This is a genomic window from Enterobacter sp. CPE_E1241, assembly GCF_045618265.1.
GTDB classification, from domain to species: Bacteria; Pseudomonadota; Gammaproteobacteria; order Enterobacterales; family Enterobacteriaceae; genus Enterobacter; species Enterobacter adelaidei.
Genome location: NZ_JBIWYV010000001.1, coordinates 531,464 through 547,791, shown reverse-complemented (window position 1 = coordinate 547,791; position 16,328 = coordinate 531,464). Strand labels below are relative to the sequence as shown.

The 16,328-nt window shown below is 54.7% G+C and carries 14 protein-coding genes; 1 reads left to right on the top strand and 13 read right to left on the bottom strand.

Annotated elements, in window-relative coordinates; translation table 11 throughout:
* Positions 1-37: 37 nt before the first annotated feature.
* The 13 genes from rnr to nnr form a co-directional block, all read right to left on the bottom strand.
* Entirely contained in the window at positions 38-2,479 is a 2,442-nt protein-coding gene (rnr, locus tag ACJ9Y9_RS02605) for a ribonuclease R (protein ID WP_028016443.1), read from the bottom strand.
* Between the two features lie 38 nt (positions 2,480-2,517).
* Complete coding sequence (gene nsrR / locus ACJ9Y9_RS02600; protein WP_023293453.1) at positions 2,518-2,943, bottom strand: nitric oxide-sensing transcriptional repressor NsrR; 426 nt, start codon at positions 2,941-2,943, stop codon at positions 2,518-2,520.
* 193 nt (positions 2,944-3,136) lie between these two features.
* Positions 3,137-4,435: an adenylosuccinate synthase gene (locus ACJ9Y9_RS02595; RefSeq protein WP_024907332.1), complete on the bottom strand. Its 1,299-nt coding sequence runs from the start codon at positions 4,433-4,435 to the stop codon at positions 3,137-3,139.
* Between the two features lie 104 nt (positions 4,436-4,539).
* Complete coding sequence (locus tag ACJ9Y9_RS02590; RefSeq protein ID WP_010427497.1) at positions 4,540-4,737, bottom strand: DUF2065 domain-containing protein; 198 nt, start codon at positions 4,735-4,737, stop codon at positions 4,540-4,542.
* A gap of 71 nt (positions 4,738-4,808) precedes the next feature.
* Complete coding sequence (hflC, locus tag ACJ9Y9_RS02585) at positions 4,809-5,813, bottom strand: protease modulator HflC (RefSeq protein WP_028016442.1); 1,005 nt, start codon at positions 5,811-5,813, stop codon at positions 4,809-4,811.
* Between the two features lie 2 nt (positions 5,814-5,815).
* On the bottom strand, positions 5,816-7,078 hold the full coding sequence (gene hflK, locus ACJ9Y9_RS02580; protein ID WP_028016441.1) for an FtsH protease activity modulator HflK: 1,263 nt from the start codon (positions 7,076-7,078) through the stop codon (positions 5,816-5,818).
* A 56-nt stretch (positions 7,079-7,134) separates the two neighbouring features.
* The gene (gene hflX, locus ACJ9Y9_RS02575) at positions 7,135-8,415 is read right to left on the bottom strand and encodes a ribosome rescue GTPase HflX (RefSeq protein ID WP_028016440.1); all 1,281 of its coding nucleotides are present in this window, start codon (positions 8,413-8,415) and stop codon (positions 7,135-7,137) included.
* Positions 8,416-8,488: 73 nt separating this feature from the next.
* Positions 8,489-8,800, bottom strand: a complete 312-nt coding sequence (gene hfq, locus ACJ9Y9_RS02570) for an RNA chaperone Hfq (RefSeq protein ID WP_008502919.1) — start codon at positions 8,798-8,800, stop codon at positions 8,489-8,491.
* Positions 8,801-8,885: 85 nt separating this feature from the next.
* A complete protein-coding gene (miaA, locus tag ACJ9Y9_RS02565) occupies positions 8,886-9,836 on the bottom strand; it encodes a tRNA (adenosine(37)-N6)-dimethylallyltransferase MiaA (protein WP_028016439.1) in 951 nt (316 codons plus the stop codon).
* Positions 9,829-11,673 (bottom strand): DNA mismatch repair endonuclease MutL, encoded by a 1,845-nt coding sequence (gene mutL / locus ACJ9Y9_RS02560; protein WP_028016438.1) that lies wholly within the window; start codon positions 11,671-11,673, stop codon positions 9,829-9,831. The genes miaA and mutL overlap by 8 nt, the downstream gene beginning before the upstream one ends.
* Positions 11,674-11,682: 9 nt before the next feature.
* Positions 11,683-13,020: an N-acetylmuramoyl-L-alanine amidase AmiB gene (gene amiB / locus ACJ9Y9_RS02555; RefSeq protein ID WP_028016437.1), complete on the bottom strand. Its 1,338-nt coding sequence runs from the start codon at positions 13,018-13,020 to the stop codon at positions 11,683-11,685.
* 16 nt (positions 13,021-13,036) lie between these two features.
* The gene (gene tsaE / locus ACJ9Y9_RS02550) at positions 13,037-13,498 is read right to left on the bottom strand and encodes a tRNA (adenosine(37)-N6)-threonylcarbamoyltransferase complex ATPase subunit type 1 TsaE (protein WP_028016436.1); all 462 of its coding nucleotides are present in this window, start codon (positions 13,496-13,498) and stop codon (positions 13,037-13,039) included.
* Entirely contained in the window at positions 13,491-15,014 is a 1,524-nt protein-coding gene (nnr, locus tag ACJ9Y9_RS02545; RefSeq protein ID WP_028016435.1) for a bifunctional ADP-dependent NAD(P)H-hydrate dehydratase/NAD(P)H-hydrate epimerase, read from the bottom strand. Before nnr ends, tsaE begins: the two co-directional genes overlap by 8 nt.
* Between nnr and queG the strand changes: the two genes are divergently transcribed.
* On the top strand, positions 15,013-16,152 hold the full coding sequence (gene queG, locus ACJ9Y9_RS02540; protein ID WP_028016434.1) for a tRNA epoxyqueuosine(34) reductase QueG: 1,140 nt from the start codon (positions 15,013-15,015) through the stop codon (positions 16,150-16,152). The two genes, nnr and queG, sit on opposite strands and share 2 nt — an antisense overlap.
* The last annotated feature ends 176 nt before the right edge of the window (positions 16,153-16,328 follow it).

The window sequence follows — 16,328 nt, the reverse complement described above, 5'->3', positions numbered from 1 at the left end:
CTCCCCGATGGGGAGAGGGTCAGGGTAAGGGGCGGAATTACTCCGCCTGCTTTTTCTTCGCCGCGCGCTTCGCTTTGGTAGCGGCGGCAATTTTTTGGGTCTTAGCGGAAGGCTTTTTCGCGGAGCGAGCTTCTTTCTTCGCTGCCTTCGGTTTCTTTTTCTTCTCGCCGCGGAAGGCGCTATCTGGCTCGAAGTTCACTTTCTTACCCGCCTGACGACGTTTGCCGCTGGTATTACCGTTGCCACCCTTTTTCGCCTTCTCACGCGCCGTTTTACCCACATTACGCGGGCCACGCTCGCTGGAGATCAGGCTGAAGTCGATCTTGCGTTCGTCCATATTGACCGCTTCGACCTTCACTTCCACACGATCGCCCAGACGATAGGTCTGACCGCCAGATTCGCCAATGAGACGCTGCCCGACCTGGTCAAAACGGTAGTAGTCGTTATCCAGGCTGGAGACATGCACCAGACCGTCGATAAACAGCTCATCGAGACGAACAAAGAAACCAAAACCGGTCACGCTGGCGATCACACCTTTGAAAACGTTACCGACCTGATCCAGCATAAAGTCGCACTTCAGCCAGTCTGAGACTTCACGGGTCGCTTCATCCGCGCGGCGTTCGGTCATGGAACAATGCTGACCCAGTTGCAGCATCTCTTCCATTGAATAGTGGTAGCCTCCGGTTTCAGTCGTGTTCCCTTTATGGCCCTGCTCCTGCGCCAGCAAATACTTGATTGCACGGTGCAGGGAAAGATCCGGGTATCGACGAATTGGCGACGTAAAGTGCGCGTAGGACTGCAACGCCAGACCGAAGTGCCCACGGTTTTCCGGATCGTAAATCGCCTGCTTCATGGAGCGCAGCAGCATGGTCTGCAGCATTTCTGCATCCGGACGGTCGCCAATGGATTCCAGCAGCTCGGCATAATCACGCGGCTCTGGCTTGTTACCACCAGGCAGCTCCAGACCCAGTTCAGCCAGTACTGAACGGAACGCGGTGATGGCTTCCGTCGACGGTTTATCGTGAATACGGAACAGCGCAGGTTCTTTGGCTTTCTCAACAAAACGTGCCGCCGAGATGTTCGCCAGGATCATACACTCTTCAATCAGCTTATGCGCGTCGTTACGCTGGGTCTGTTCGATACGTTCAATGCGACGTTCCGCGTTGAAGATAAACTTCGCCTCCTCGCTCTCAAAGGAGATCCCGCCGCGCTCTTCACGCGCCTGATCCAGCGTTTTGTAGAGGTTATGCAGCTCTTCAATATGCTTCACCAGCGGCGCATATTGTTCGCGCAGATCCTGGTCGCCCTGCAGCATATGCCAGACTTTGGTATAGGTCAGGCGCGCATGTGAGCTCATGACTGCTTCGTAGAATTTGTAACCTGTTAAGCGCCCTTTGGTGGAGATGGTCATCTCACAAACCATACAGAGGCGGTCAACCTGCGGGTTCAGGGAGCACAGGCCGTTAGAGAGCACTTCCGGCAGCATCGGCACAACCTGTGACGGGAAGTAAACCGAGGTACCGCGGTTGCGTGCTTCGTTATCCAGCGGGGTGTGCGGGCGAACATAGTAGCTCACATCCGCGATGGCAACCCACAGGCGCCAGCCGCCGCCGCGTTTTTTCTCGCAGTACACCGCATCATCGAAGTCGCGGGCGTCTTCGCCATCAATCGTCACCAGTGGCAGATCGCGGAGGTCCACGCGGCCAGCTTTAGACTCTTCAGGCACTTCTTCACGAAGGCCTTCAATTTGTTCTTCAACCGCTTTCGGCCAGATGTACGGGATCTCATGGGTACGCAGCGCCATATCAACAGCCATGCCGGTGCCCATGTTATCGCCCAATACTTCCACGATTTTCCCGACCGCTTTAGTGCGACGGGTAGGACGCTGGGTGAGCTCAACCACCACCACAAAGCCCATGCGCGCGCCCATAACCTCTTCAGGTGGGATCAGGATATCAAAACTCAGACGGCTGTCGTCCGGTACCACAAAGCCGACGCCCGCATCGGTAAAGTAGCGGCCAACAATCTGGCTGGTTTTTGGCACCAGCACACGCACCACGCGAGCTTCGCGGCGACCTTTACGGTCAGCGCCCAGCGGCTGGGCCAGGATCTGGTCACCGTGGATACACATTTTCATCTGTTCAGATGAAAGGTACAGATCGTCTTTACGGCCTTCCACGCGCAGGAAGCCATAGCCGTCGCGGTGACCAATGACGGTTCCTTTCAGCAGATCAAGGCGTTCTGGCAGCGCATAGCACTGACGGCGGGTAAAGACCAGTTGCCCGTCACGCTCCATGGCGCGCAGGCGACGGCGAAGGGCTTCAATTTGCTCTTCACCTTCAATATTTAATTCAACGGCAAGTTCTTCACGATTGGCGGGTTTTTCGCGTTTTGTTAAGTGTTCAATGATGAACTCGCGGCTGGGGATAGGGTTCGCGTATTTTTCGGCTTCGCGTTCCTGGAATGGATCTTGTGACATGTCGGTTCCTCCGTTGTCAGCTCCGGTGGAAATTTTCTTCATTCCACCAGCAATAATTTATAAAGCGGTTGATTCTCTTCAACCAAATCGGCCAGCGTGTAGTTATCCAGTTCCTTGAGAAAACTTTGCACGGCCTTAGAAAGCGCCTTTTTCAGACGGCAAGCGGGCGTAATGTGGCAGAACTCGCTGCTGCAGTTCACCAGAGACAATGGCTCCAGCTCACGTACCACATCGCCAACACGAATACTCTGCGCCGGTTTACCGAGACGGATCCCCCCATTCTTCCCGCGAACGGCAGCAACATATCCGGCACGACTAAGTTGATTGATTATTTTGACCATATGATTACGAGACACGCCGTAGACCTCTGTCACTTCAGAGATACTGGTCATTTTCCCATCGGGTAACGACGCCATGTAGATCAGCGCGCGTAAGCCGTAATCGGTGAAACTTGTTAACTGCACATCAACCTCAGGAAAAAGGGAAATCGCGGACAAACCGCTGAGATATTCATTAATGATGATAAACCAGCCAGATAGTTAGCGGCTAATTTATTTGACTGACGGGGCGAAAAAGCAGAGATCGAGGAGTGGTCGCCGGATGGCGCTACGCTTATCCGGCCTACGGGTCACCCCCGCAGGCCAGCAGTCACGAAGATTATGCGTCGAACGGGTCGCGCAGGATCATCGTTTCAGTACGATCCGGGCCGGTAGAAATAATATCGATCGGCACTTCGGTCAGTTCTTCAATACGCTTGATGTAATCCAGCGCCGCCTGTGGCAGGCCGCTACGCTCTTTCACACCGAAAGTGGTCTCAGACCAGCCCGGCATGGTTTCGTAGATTGGCTCGATGCCTTCCCAGTCGTCAGCCGCCAGCGGAGTGGTGGTCACTTCGCGGCCATCTGGCATACGGTAGCCTACGCAGATTTTCACTTCTTTCAGGCCGTCCAGTACGTCCAGCTTGGTCAGGCAGAAGCCAGACAGGGAGTTGATCTGCACTGCGCGACGCACTGCAACCGCATCCAGCCAGCCGGTACGACGACGACGACCGGTGGTCGCGCCAAACTCGTTACCCTGCTTGCACAGGAACTCGCCGGTTTCATCAAACAGTTCGGTCGGGAATGGACCTGCACCCACGCGAGTGGAGTAAGCTTTGATGATACCCAGAACGTAATCCACATAACGCGGGCCCAGGCCAGAGCCGGTCGCCACGCCACCCGCGGTGGTGTTAGAAGAGGTCACATACGGATAGGTACCGTGGTCGATGTCCAGCAGCGTACCCTGCGCACCTTCAAACATGACGAAATCGCCACGCTTGCGCGCCTGGTCCAGCAGATCGGATACATCAACAACCATACCGGTCAGAATGTCAGCAATCGCCATGACGTCATCCAGTACTTTCTGGTAGTCAACAGCGTCAGCTTTGTAGAAGTTCACCAGCTGGAAGTTGTGATATTCCATCACTTCTTTCAGCTTTTCAGCGAAGGTTGCTTTGTCGAAGAGGTCGCCCACGCGCAGACCGCGACGAGCTACTTTGTCTTCGTAAGCCGGGCCGATACCACGGCCGGTGGTACCGATCGCTTTCGCGCCACGCGCTTTCTCACGCGCAACGTCCAGTGCCACGTGATAATCCAGGATCAGCGGGCAAGCTTCGGAGAGCAGCAGACGCTCACGAACAGGGATACCACGGTCTTCCAGACCTTTCATCTCTTTCATCAGCGCAGCAGGAGACAGCACAACGCCGTTACCGATGATGCTGGTGACGTTATCACGAAGAATGCCTGATGGAATAAGATGGAGGACGGTTTTTTCACCGTTGATTACGAGAGTATGGCCTGCGTTGTGACCGCCCTGGTAGCGTACAACATATTTAGCCCGTTCAGTCAGAAGATCAACAATCTTCCCTTTACCTTCGTCACCCCATTGGGTGCCCAGTACGACGACGTTGTTACCCATTTTTTTCAAAATCACCGTTTGCTTAAAAATGGATTCTACCATCGCTTTTTCAGATATACAGCACTTTTTGACCTCAAAATACGCCAAATCCGACCACTTTTTGATCAGCCAATCGTTTTCTTCAACATGTAGTAGATCACGATGCCAGCAACCACAAGACCGCCGCCAAAACGACGCAAAATATTATCCGGGAGCTGGCTCATCGTCGCAATCATACGACGCCATGCGCGCGGATAAAGCATAGGGCCAAGACCTTCCAGCACTAACACCAGCGCCAGCGCGAGCCAAATGGTTGAATTCATTTTTATTCCTTATAAAAGAAAACCACCGCTCCGTGAAGAGCGGTGGTTTGAATACTCAAACGAGCCTGAGTTTATCGCGTCGCGTTGGTTGGCGTCTTCATATAACGGAAGAAATCGCTGTCCGGGCTGAGGACCATCACATCCTGGTTGCTCTGGAAGCTATTCTCGTAAGCTCGCAGGCTACGGATAAAGGCGTAGAAGTCCGGATCCTGGCTGAAGGCATCTGCAAACAGCTTCGCGGCTTCTGCATCACCTTCACCGCGCAGAATACGTCCCTGACGCTCAGATTCCGCCAGTGTCTTGGTGACTTCGTAGTCCGCTGCCGCGCGCAGCTTCTCAGCCTCTTCCTGACCCTGTGAACGGTGACGACGGGCGACCGCTTCACGCTCGGCGCGCATACGGTTGTAGATCGCCTCGGACACCTCCACAGGAAGGTTGATCTGCTTAATACGCACGTCAACGACTTCAATACCCAGGGCCGCCATACTGTTCGGGTTGATCACCGGCACTTTGCCGTTGGTTTCAGCCTGAACGCGTTCCGCCGCTTTAGCAATCGCATCATCCGCTGCCGGTGTTGAGACTTCGTCTTCAGTGCCTGCGGTACCGGAGTTCAGCGCATCACGCACTTCCAGCGTCAGACGACCGCGGGAATCGGTCACGATATCTTTCACATCCAGACGTCCAATCTCAGAACGCAGACGGTCAGAGAACTTACGTTTCAACAGCACTTCAGCCTGAGAAACGTCGCCACCGCCTGTCGCCAGGAAGTAACGGCTGAAATCACTGATACGCCACTTGATGTAAGAGTCAACGATCAGGTCTTTCTTCTCTTTGGTCACGAAACGGTCAGCCTGGTTATCCATGGTCTGGATACGGGCATCAAGCGTTTTCACCGACTGAATGAACGGCACTTTGAAGTGCAGGCCCGGCTCATAGATCACCGGACGCTTGTCGCTATCACGGACGACGCTGCTGAACTGGAATTTGATCCCTCGTTCACCCTCTTTCACAACGAAAATAGAGGTGTAAAGCACGACCAGTACGATGATGATGATCGCAATAACTGACTTACGCATCCTTATTCCCCCTGACGCTGGTAGTCGTTACGCTGCGCGTTAGCACGGCGTTGGTCCATGATGTCACCATCGTTCGAAGAAGGCGTGGTTGTTGCGCTTGAGCTACTGGACGACGCAGGTGGCAGACGCAGCAGGTTATTGGAACCGCTGGTGTCAGCTTTCGCCGCCGGAGCCGAACCGCCTTTCAGCATCTGGTCCAGTGGCAGTACCATCAGGTTTCCGCCTTTGTTGTCGTTAACCAGCACTTTACGCGTGTGGCTCAGCACTTTTTCCATGGTCTCGATATAGAGACGTTCACGGGTAATTTCCGGAGCCGCTTTATATTCCGGCAGAATTTTCGCGAAACGCGCCACTTCACCCTGTGCTTCCAGGATGGTCTGGGTTTTATATGCGCGAGCTTCTTCAAGAATACGCTGCGCCTGGCCGTTAGCACGTGGCTGCACTTCGTTGGTGTACGCTTCCGCTTCACGGATGTACTGCTGTTCGTTTTCACGGGCAGCAATCGCGTCATCAAACGCCGCTTTCACCTCTTCCGGCGGACGAGCAGCCTGGAAGTTGACGTCCAGCAGGGTAATACCCATGTTGTACGGGCGAATGGTCTCTTCCAGCTCGCGCTGGGTATCGCTACGAATAACGGTACGACCTTCGGTCAGGATGCGATCCATGGTGTATTTACCGATAACACCACGCAGGGCGCTATCAGTCGCCTGGCGCAGACTGTCATCGGCGCTGGTCACGCTAAACAGATAACGTTCAGGATCGGTTACGCGGTACTGCACGTTCATCTCAACGCGCACCACGTTCTCATCAGAGGTCAGCATCACACCAGACGCCGCCAGTTCACGGACGGATTCCACGTTTACCGCGGTAACGTCGTCAATGAAGGTCGGTTTCCAGTTAAGACCTGGCTCCACCAGATGACTGAACTTACCGAAACGGGTGACGACACCGCGTTCCGCTTCTTTAATGGTGTAGAACCCGGTGGCAGCCCAGATGATCACCGCCGCAGCGGCAACAATGCCCACCACGCGGCCACCCATTTGTGGGCGCGGCCCCTGGGTAGAATTTCCACCCGAGCCAGAACCTTTACCTCCGCCAAGGCCACCAAGCTTTTTGCTCAGCTTGCGGAAGATATCATCCAGATCCGGCGGCCCCTGCTCGCGACCACCTTTGTTGCCATTTCCCCCAGAGTTGCCGCCTTGATTATTGCTGCTTCCCCACGGGTCGCGGTCTTGTCCGTTGTTACCGGGCTGATTCCACGCCATGTATATGCTCCATATTTGTTATGCAAGGGCGAATTATTCAGGCATCCCCTTTCTGATCAGACGATATAGTCGACCAGCGCAGGTTCTTGTTTACAGAGGCGACGCCAGTCAACGATCGGCATACGCACCTGCATCCCCACGCTGCCGTCATCCTCCATCCACTCTTTTTCTATCGCCTGAAGCTGATAAAACCGGCTGCGCAGCCTGCCTTCCTGTGGCGGCAATCGCAGCGTGTGCTGAGCTACCTCACCGGAAAGACGTTCTGTCAAAGCCTGGAAAAGCAGTGGCACACCAATACCGGACTGGGCAGAAAGCCAGACCCGAATCGGTTTGTTCTCTTCATCTCGATCAATACGCGGCTCGAAATCCTCCAGCATATCGATCTTGTTCATCACCAACAGCGTTGGGATCTCGTGGGCGTCGATCTCTTCGAGCACCACGTTTACCGCGTCGATGTTCTCCTGCACACGAACATCCGCCGCGTCAATCACGTGCACCAGCAGGGTCGCCTGTCGCGTCTCCTGCAGGGTAGCTTTAAACGCCGCCACCAGGTCGTGAGGCAAATGACGGATAAACCCTACGGTATCCGCCAGCACTGTTTCACCCACATCGGCGACGTCAATACGACGTAACGTTGGGTCCAGAGTCGCAAACAACTGGTCTGCGGCATAAACCTGGGCCTCAGTAATCTGGTTAAACAGGGTGGATTTACCGGCGTTGGTATACCCCACCAGCGACACCGTTGGGATGTCGGCTTTTGAGCGTGCACGACGACCTTGCTCACGCTGTTTCTCAACGCGTTCCAGACGTGAGAGGATCTGAGTAATACGGCCACGCAGCAAACGACGGTCGGTTTCGAGCTGGGTTTCCCCCGGACCGCGTAAACCAATCCCGCCTTTCTGTCTCTCAAGGTGGGTCCAGCCACGCACAAGCCGCGTTGCCAGATGGCGCAACTGCGCCAGCTCAACCTGCAACTTACCTTCATGGGTACGCGCACGCTGAGCAAAAATATCTAAAATCAAACCCGTGCGATCGATAACACGGCATTCGCAAAGCGCTTCCAGGTTACGTTCCTGGGCCGGAGACAGCGCATGATCAAACAACACAACTGAAGCGCCAGTTGCTTTTACGGCATCCGCAATTTCAACTGCTTTACCTTCACCAACAAAATACTTTGGGTGCGGCGCTTTACGGCTACCGGTAATCACCTGCATTGCTTCGACACCGGCGGAAGAGACCAGAGATTCAAACTCCTGGAGGTCTTCCATATCTTTGTCTTGCGAAAAATAGATGTGTACCAGCACCGCCTGCTCACCGGCATCATAACGGTCAAACAAGCGTAAACCTCTCTAAAAAGATCAGCGGGGAACGCAGGATCCCTGGCTCCCCGTGTGGATAACAGCAGAGACCTTATTCGGTCTCGTCGCTGTCCTGCGCTGGCGTTGAAGAACCCTGCGCGTTGCTGCCGTGATGGTAGTTACTGCCAGTGCCGCCGCCAGCGTTATTGCTGTGATGAGATACCGGACGAGACGGAACAACAGTAGAAATCGCGTGCTTGTAGACCATCTGACTGACCGTGTTTTTCAACAGGATCACGAACTGATCGAAAGACTCAATCTGACCTTGCAGCTTAATACCATTCACCAAATAAATAGAAACTGGAACACGTTCCCGACGCAATGCGTTCAGGAACGGATCTTGTAAAGATTGCCCCTTAGCCATTCTATCTTTTCCTTATATGCTTGTTTTGTACTTAGAACCTTGCGATTCTGAAAAATTGCGCACGATACGTCTCAATTGTACACATTCAGTGAGCGATATCACCAACAACCTCAATCACTTCGTTTAACGCCTGTTGCGGTTTTTCACTGTCTAACCAGTGAACCCCCTCCCAACCGCGCAACCAGGTGATCTGGCGCTTCGCTAACTGTCTCGTGGCGCAAACACCTCGATAAACCATTTCATCGTATGAAATTTCACCTTCAAGATACGACCACATCTGGCGGTATCCCACACAACGAATGGAAGGCATATCCGTATGCAAATCTCCACGGGCAAATAGCGCCCGCACTTCTGCTTCAAAATCTGAAGCTAACATCTGATGAAAACGCTGCTCAATTCGCTGATGGAGCAGTTCACGGCTCGCCGGGGCGATGGCGAACTGATGCACCTGATACGGCAGAGCCTCTCCTGACGTTTGCGTCAGTTCCGTTAAAGTTTTACCCGAAATGAAAAAAACTTCCAGTGCCCGGGAAAGCCTTTGCGGATCATTTGGATGGATCCGTGCTGCAGCAACCGGATCAATCTCTGCCAGTTGCTTGTGCAAAACGTCCCAGCCCTGCTCTGCCGCCTGCTGCTCAATTTTCGCTCTTACCTCAGGATCCGCTGATGGCAGAGGTGATAGCCCCTCCAGCAACGCCTTGAAATAGAGCATGGTTCCGCCAACCAATAGCGGTATACGTCCCGCCGCTGTTATCTCGGCCATCTCAGCTAAGGCATCCCGGCGGAAATCCGCTGCGGAGTAAGCCTGAGCAGGGTCGAGAACATCCAGCAAACGGTGCGGTGCCGCACGCAACTCTTCTGCGTCAGGCTTCGCCGTGCCGATGTCCATCCCCCGATAGATGAGGGCGGAATCAACGCTAATCAACTCTACGGGCAAAACTTTACGCAACTCAATGGCCAGTGCCGTTTTGCCGGAGGCCGTTGGGCCCATCAAAAAAATCGCCTTAGGCAGGCTCGCCTTGCTTACGTCAATCATGTTTCAGGGCGTTCATCGCCGTTTGTAAATCAACAGGTTGTAATAGACCCCCTGGCGGCGATTTCACCAGTTGCGGACAAAGACGTTCAACCTCTGCCAGCACGCTAATGGCCTGCGCCATACTCCACGGCGTGTGTTCGCTTGCCAGATGACGGGCGATCCACTGCGCGGTGTTGGCGGCATCAAACGATGTTTGCTGCGCCAGGTAGCCTATCAGTTCAGGAATCAAGTTTTGTAAATTTTGTTGGCGTAAGGGTAAAGGCACTGCACGAATTGTCACATGTTGTGGTTCGAGCACAATTTCAATGCCCATCTGCGCCAGTTGGGCCTCTGCACGTTGCAATACCCTTGTTTCTTCAGCGGATATTTTCAGACGAACCGGGATCAGCAGCGGCTGCGCGCAGGCCGAATTTTCTCCCGGAGTGAGCTGCACCTGTTTGAGCCAGCGTTCGGCTACCGGCAATGCCAGAAGCATCAATTTGCCGTCACGCTCAAGCAGTGCCATATCCGGTACGACAATCGTCAACACCCGGCCAAAACTCTGGCTATGAGCGTCCAGGGAAGACGACGCTACCGGGATGTGTTCTTTACGCTCCGCGGCTGGGGTTTCCAGCAGTTTGCGATACAACGCCCCCTGCTGCTTTTGATAGCCAGGCTGGGCGTTCGGGTAGTTTGCTCCCGTTGGGCGCGGAGCGCTCCCTGCAGAGGAGAAACGCGGCGCTTCCGGCTCGCGTACTGCAGCGGGTTCCGCAAAATGGTTCCGGCCCGCAGCAACACGGTTTTCCGGGAACGAACGTGGGGCAGGCTCTTCATTTTCCAGTGGCAACACCGGTTCAACCTGCTGTTGCAATACGCTCAGCACGCCCTGATAGATAAAATCGTGTACCAGTCGTGACTGGTGGAACCTTACTTCATGCTTGGCTGGATGGACGTTCACGTCGACCTGATGCGGGTCGATCTCCAGATAAAGCACAAAAGCAGGTTGCTGGTCGGCTCCGAGCTTATCTTCGCAGGCCTGACGAATGGCGTGATTAATGAGGCGATCCCGCATCATGCGGCCATTCACGTAGCAATACTGGATCTCCGCGAACGCCGCGCTGCTGGCGTTTGGGTCAGCCACCCAGCCGCGTAAAGCCAGATCGCCATGCTGCCACTCAATGGCCAGCGCCTGTTCCAGAAACGGTGTTCCACAGATAGTTCCCAGTCGACGCTCTTTCTGCCCCCCTTCGGCCACCGCTCGGTACTGGCGCATCACTTTGCCATTATGACTGAGGTTAATGGTGACATCGAAACGGGCCAGCGCGATACGACGGATGATTTCGTCGATATGGCCGAACTCGGTTTTTTCGGTACGCATGAACTTGCGTCGGGCGGGAGTGTTGTAGAACAGATCCAGGACTTCCAGCGTCGTACCGACAGGATGCGCCGCAGGTTTGACCGTCACATCCATATCGCGCCCTTCAGCATAGGCCTGCCAGGCTTCTGCCTGGTCAGCCGTGCGGGAGGTCAGCGTCAAACGGGAAACCGAGCTGATACTGGCCAGCGCTTCACCGCGAAAACCGAGGCTTATGATGGCTTCCAGGTCATCCAGAGAAGCAATTTTACTGGTAGCGTGACGAGCCAGCGCTAACGCCAGCTCGTCTTTTTTGATACCACAGCCGTTATCACGAATGCGGATTAGCTTCGCGCCACCGCGTTCAATATCAATATCAATGCGGGTCGCGCCCGCATCGAGGCTGTTTTCCACCAGCTCCTTCACCACCGACGCAGGGCGTTCTACCACCTCACCGGCGGCGATTTGGTTCGCAAGCTGCGGCGGTAGAACCTGAATCGGCATGAATTCTCCTTAGTTGGTCGCAGTTATCTCGCCAGGCTGCGCGGCACTGGCCGTCTGAGCTGCCCCGCCCTGTGGCGCGGACTGCAGAGGATGCGCCTCAAAATATTTACGCAAACCGTTATAAATGGCTTCGGCAAGTTGCTGCTGGTAGCTGTCGCTGCCCAGCAGGCGCTCTTCACTGTTATTGCTGATAAAGCCTGTCTCCACCAGAATGGATGGAATATCCGGCGAACGCAGAACCCCCAGGCTCGCATGCTCCGGACGACGCTTATGCAATGCTCCGATGCCCTGCAACTGATTCAATACGTTAGTGGCGACATCATAACCGACGCGCTGGGAATGACCGAACTGTAAATCCAGCACTGCCTGGCTGAGATATGGATCAGACTGGCTGTTTGCCAGCACATCACCCGCGCCGCCTAACAGTTCAGACTGTTTCTCGTGCTCTTCCAGCCAGTTTGCCATTTCGCTGTTCGCCCTGCGGTTCGAAAGGACCCATACCGATGCGCCAGTCGCGCTACGGTTTGGCGCTGCATCCGCATGAATGGAGACCAGGAAGTTGGCATTTTGTTTACGCGCCACATCTGAGCGCCCCATTACAGAGATAAAATAGTCGCCGTCGCGAGTCAGCACGCCTTTGAACATCGGATCATCGTTTAACAACGTCCGCAGCTTACGGGCTACCGCAATCGTGACGTTTTTCTCCTGCGTGCCGCCTGGACCAATCGCGCCTGGATCCTGACCACCATGCCCTGCATCAATCGCGATAATCACTTTATCACCGCTGACCGCACGACGTGCGCTGGCCGCAGGGCGTGTAACGCTATTACTGCTGGTGACGCTGGTAATGCGGTCGCTGTCCGATTTAAACGGATTACGTGCAGGTTCAGAAGGACGCGGTGTGTAAACCGGTTCTTCGACGCGTTTTGCCACCACTGGCGGAGGCGGTGGTGGTGGAGGTGCGTCAGCATTGATGGTAAACACCACCGTATAATTTGCGCCGTTTTGCTGCTTCACCGCCCGCGTTTTGCCCTTTTCGGTGAGATCAACCACCAGGCGCAATGACTGGCTATCTTGTGGTGTGCCTGAGCGAATGCTCTTCACCAGATTGTTACCGCTGAACTGCAGCGGTAATCCCTGAATCACTCCGGTTTGTTTGATATCCAGCGCCACGCTGTGGCTGTCTGGCTGTGAAAAAGCGTATTCAGGGTCACCCATAAAACTGAATGTGATCCGGGCCTGGTTTTCACCGTTCGATACCTGAATATCTGAGAGGTTAGCCGCCCCGGCCTGCGCGCACAGCAGCACGGTGGCAGCCAACAACCAACTTTTAACGCGATTAATCATCCCGTTATCCCTAAGCTTAACCGGCTAAACGAGCCAGTAAGGAACACCCTGATGAGGAAACCGCACTGATGCGTGCCTCACGCCCTTGTGCCTGGTAATCTAAGTGAATTTCGACATCCGGGTCAGGCAACACACCCGCACCTTGTTGCGGCCACTCCACCAGGCAAATGGCATCATTGGCAAAATAATCGCGGATCCCCATAAATTCCAGCTCCTCAGGATCCGCAAGGCGGTATAAATCGAAGTGGTACACCATGAGATTTTCAAGGGTGTACGGTTCTACCAGCGTGTAGGTTGGGCTTTTCACATTCCCGCTATGCCCTAACGCCTGTAAAAAGCCCCGGCTGAAGGTGGTTTTACCCGCACCTAAATCACCATACAGATAAATGACGGTTGCCCCCTGACAGGCCTGCGCCACGCGCTTGCCGAGATCTAAAGTGGCTTGTTCATCAGGTAAAGGAATCGCTCGATTAGTCATTTTCTACGTCAATCACATCCGGGTTAACAACACGCCGCAGCGTGCAAAAAAGATCGGTGGCCAGCATACCGCGTGTACCGTAACGTGCAGCCAGTTGATCTGCCGCTGCACCATGAGCCACGCAGCCCGCACAGGCTGCATCATAAAGGGGAAGTTTCTGTCCAAGCAATGCGCCAATGATGCCTGAAAGCACATCACCCATTCCGCCACTCGCCATGCCCGCATTTCCGGCATCAATAATGCCCAGCGCCTCGTCACTGGCGACGACGGTTCCTGCCCCTTTCAAAACGGCAACACCTCCGTAACGTTTTACCAGACGCTGAGCAGAAAGTAAGCGATCGCTTTCAATTTCTGCCACGCTGCAGTTAAGCAGACGCGCGGCTTCGCCGGGGTGTGGCGTCAGAATGCGATTGTGACGCTTATCTGGGTTGATTGCCAGAAGGTTCAGCGCGTCAGCATCCCACAGCATCGGTTTACGAAAATTCTCGACCTTTTGCAGGGCCTGTTTACCCCACGCCTGCTGCCCAAGCCCGGGGCCGATAACGACCACATCTGCCCACTCGAGGCTTTCCTCGAGCATCGGGAGCGTAAGCTCATGCACCATCAACTCGGGTCTGGCAGTAACGATCGGCGCAATATTCTCAATGCGCGTGAGGACTCGTACCAGACCAGCACCGCTTCGCAATGCCGCTTCACCCGCCATGCGGATAGCCCCCGCCGTACCGTAGTCCCCCCCGACAATCACCAGTTTGCCATGATCGCCTTTATGGGATGTGGGACGTCTCGGAGGCAGCCACTCTGCAAGTTGCGAAGCATCAAAGCGCGAAAGGTGCGTTTCCTGACCGGCTAGCCAGCTGTCCAGCCCCAACGCATTGTGGTGCAGTACGCCGACCACATCCCGCGCTTTGCCGGTCAGTAAACCCGGCTTCAGGGCGATGAATGTTACCGTATGCGCCGCCTGAATCACCGCCCCCGGCGTCGCGCCGGTTTGTGCTATCAGGCCTGAGGGAATATCCAGCGCCACCACCGGCGCGGAATGGCAATTGGCATGTGTAATCAGCGCGGCAATGTTCTCACGCGGCGCACTGCGTAGACCGGTCCCGAGCAGACCATCAATAATCAGATCCATATCCTCCGGCCAGAGGATATCTGGTGCATGAATCACACCGCCGGCATTCAGCCAGGCATCTCGGGCCGAGCAGGCCTCCTCCGGCAGCGGTTTATCACTCTCCAGCGCCAGCAACGTCACGCGGATACCCGCAGCAACGGCAAGACGGGCGACGACATAACCGTCACCGCCGTTATTGCCGTGCCCGCACAAAACCAACCAGTGTCTGGATTGCGGGTATGCATTGTGGGCAACGTTAAACGCGGCTTCGCCTGCGCGCTGCATGAGTTCATATAGGGTGATACCGAGGCTGTCTGCTGCCTCTTTTTCGGCGCGCCGGAGGTCGTCCGCATGCCAGATGGAATGTGGTATACTTGCGGGGTTTTTCTTCACTGTATGGTCCGTCATGTCACAGCCCCTCGATCTCAATCAGTTAGCGCAAAAAATTAAACAGTGGGGTGCTGAGCTTGGCTTCCAGAAGGTAGGCATTACCGATACCGATCTCTCCGCCAGCGAGCCGAAACTACAGGCCTGGCTGGACAAACAATACCACGGCGAAATGGAGTGGATGGCGCGTCATGGCATGATGCGCGCCCGTCCGCACGAGCTTTTGCCGGGCACATTACGTGTCATCAGCGTGCGCATGAACTACCTGCCCGCCAACGCGGCTTTTGCGCGCACGCTAAAAAATCCCTCGCTGGGTTACGTCAGCCGGTACGCCCTGGGACGTGATTACCATAAGCTTCTGCGTAACCGTTTAAAAAAACTCGGGGAAACTATTCAGCAGCACTGTGTTTCGCTGAATTTTAGACCCTTTGTCGATTCTGCGCCTATTCTTGAGCGCCCGATCGCCGAAAAAGCCGGGCTTGGCTGGACAGGTAAGCACTCACTTATCCTTAGCCGGGACGCCGGATCGTTCTTCTTCCTCGGGGAACTGCTGATTGATTTACCGCTGCCGGTAGACGGCCCGGTAGAGGAAGGCTGTGGCCGCTGCGTGGCCTGTATGACCATCTGCCCCACCGGCGCTATCGTTGAACCCTATACTGTTGATGCTCGCCGCTGCATCTCCTATCTCACTATCGAACTGGAAGGTGCGATCCCTGAGGAGTTTCGGCCGCTTATCGGCAACCGAATCTATGGCTGCGATGACTGTCAGCTGATCTGCCCATGGAACCGCTATTCACAACTCACGGATGAAGAAGATTTCAGTCCGCGTAAAGCTCTGCACGCACCGCAACTCGTTGAGCTGTTCGCCTGGAGCGAAGCCTGGTTCCTGAAAGTGACAGAAGGGTCTGCCATTCGTCGCATTGGCCATCTGCGCTGGCTACGTAATGTTGCCGTTGCACTGGGGAATGCGCCCTGGGATGAAGCCAATATTCAGGCGCTCGAAAGCCGCAGAGGTGAGCACCCACTTCTCGATGAACACATAGAATGGGCGGTTGCACAGCAAATCGAGAAGCGAAATGCCTGCGTAGTCGAGGTGCAATTACCGAAGAAACAACGTCTGGTGAGGGTGATTGAGAAAGGGCTTACGCGCGACGCATAATATATTCACAGCCTGTGTATAAAAATACAAACTCAAGCAGCATCGGGACTGGAGAAGAGGTCAAGTGATCTCAATAACATTTTGAAATCAAATTTTATTCATATAATACAGATAATTACACGAATACTATTCACCCTGCTAAGTTTTTAGCCGATTCCGATTAAACGTAGTTTCTG

Coding starts and splice junctions, on each gene's coding strand:
- amiB (WP_028016437.1), bottom strand. CDS start 13,020: ATGATTAATCGCGTTAAAAGTTGGTTGTTGGCTGCCACCGTGCTGCTG.
- mutL (WP_028016438.1), bottom strand. CDS start 11,673: ATGCCGATTCAGGTTCTACCGCCGCAGCTTGCGAACCAAATCGCCGCC.
- tsaE (WP_028016436.1), bottom strand. CDS start 13,498: ATGACTAATCGAGCGATTCCTTTACCTGATGAACAAGCCACTTTAGAT.
- hflK (WP_028016441.1), bottom strand. CDS start 7,078: ATGGCGTGGAATCAGCCCGGTAACAACGGACAAGACCGCGACCCGTGG.
- nnr (WP_028016435.1), bottom strand. CDS start 15,014: ATGACGGACCATACAGTGAAGAAAAACCCCGCAAGTATACCACATTCC.
- hflC (WP_028016442.1), bottom strand. CDS start 5,813: ATGCGTAAGTCAGTTATTGCGATCATCATCATCGTACTGGTCGTGCTT.
- miaA (WP_028016439.1), bottom strand. CDS start 9,836: ATGATTGACGTAAGCAAGGCGAGCCTGCCTAAGGCGATTTTTTTGATG.
- queG (WP_028016434.1), top strand. CDS start 15,013: ATGTCACAGCCCCTCGATCTCAATCAGTTAGCGCAAAAAATTAAACAG.
- ACJ9Y9_RS02590 (WP_010427497.1), bottom strand. CDS start 4,737: ATGAATTCAACCATTTGGCTCGCGCTGGCGCTGGTGTTAGTGCTGGAA.
- ACJ9Y9_RS02595 (WP_024907332.1), bottom strand. CDS start 4,435: ATGGGTAACAACGTCGTCGTACTGGGCACCCAATGGGGTGACGAAGGT.
- rnr (WP_028016443.1), bottom strand. CDS start 2,479: ATGTCACAAGATCCATTCCAGGAACGCGAAGCCGAAAAATACGCGAAC.
- hfq (WP_008502919.1), bottom strand. CDS start 8,800: ATGGCTAAGGGGCAATCTTTACAAGATCCGTTCCTGAACGCATTGCGT.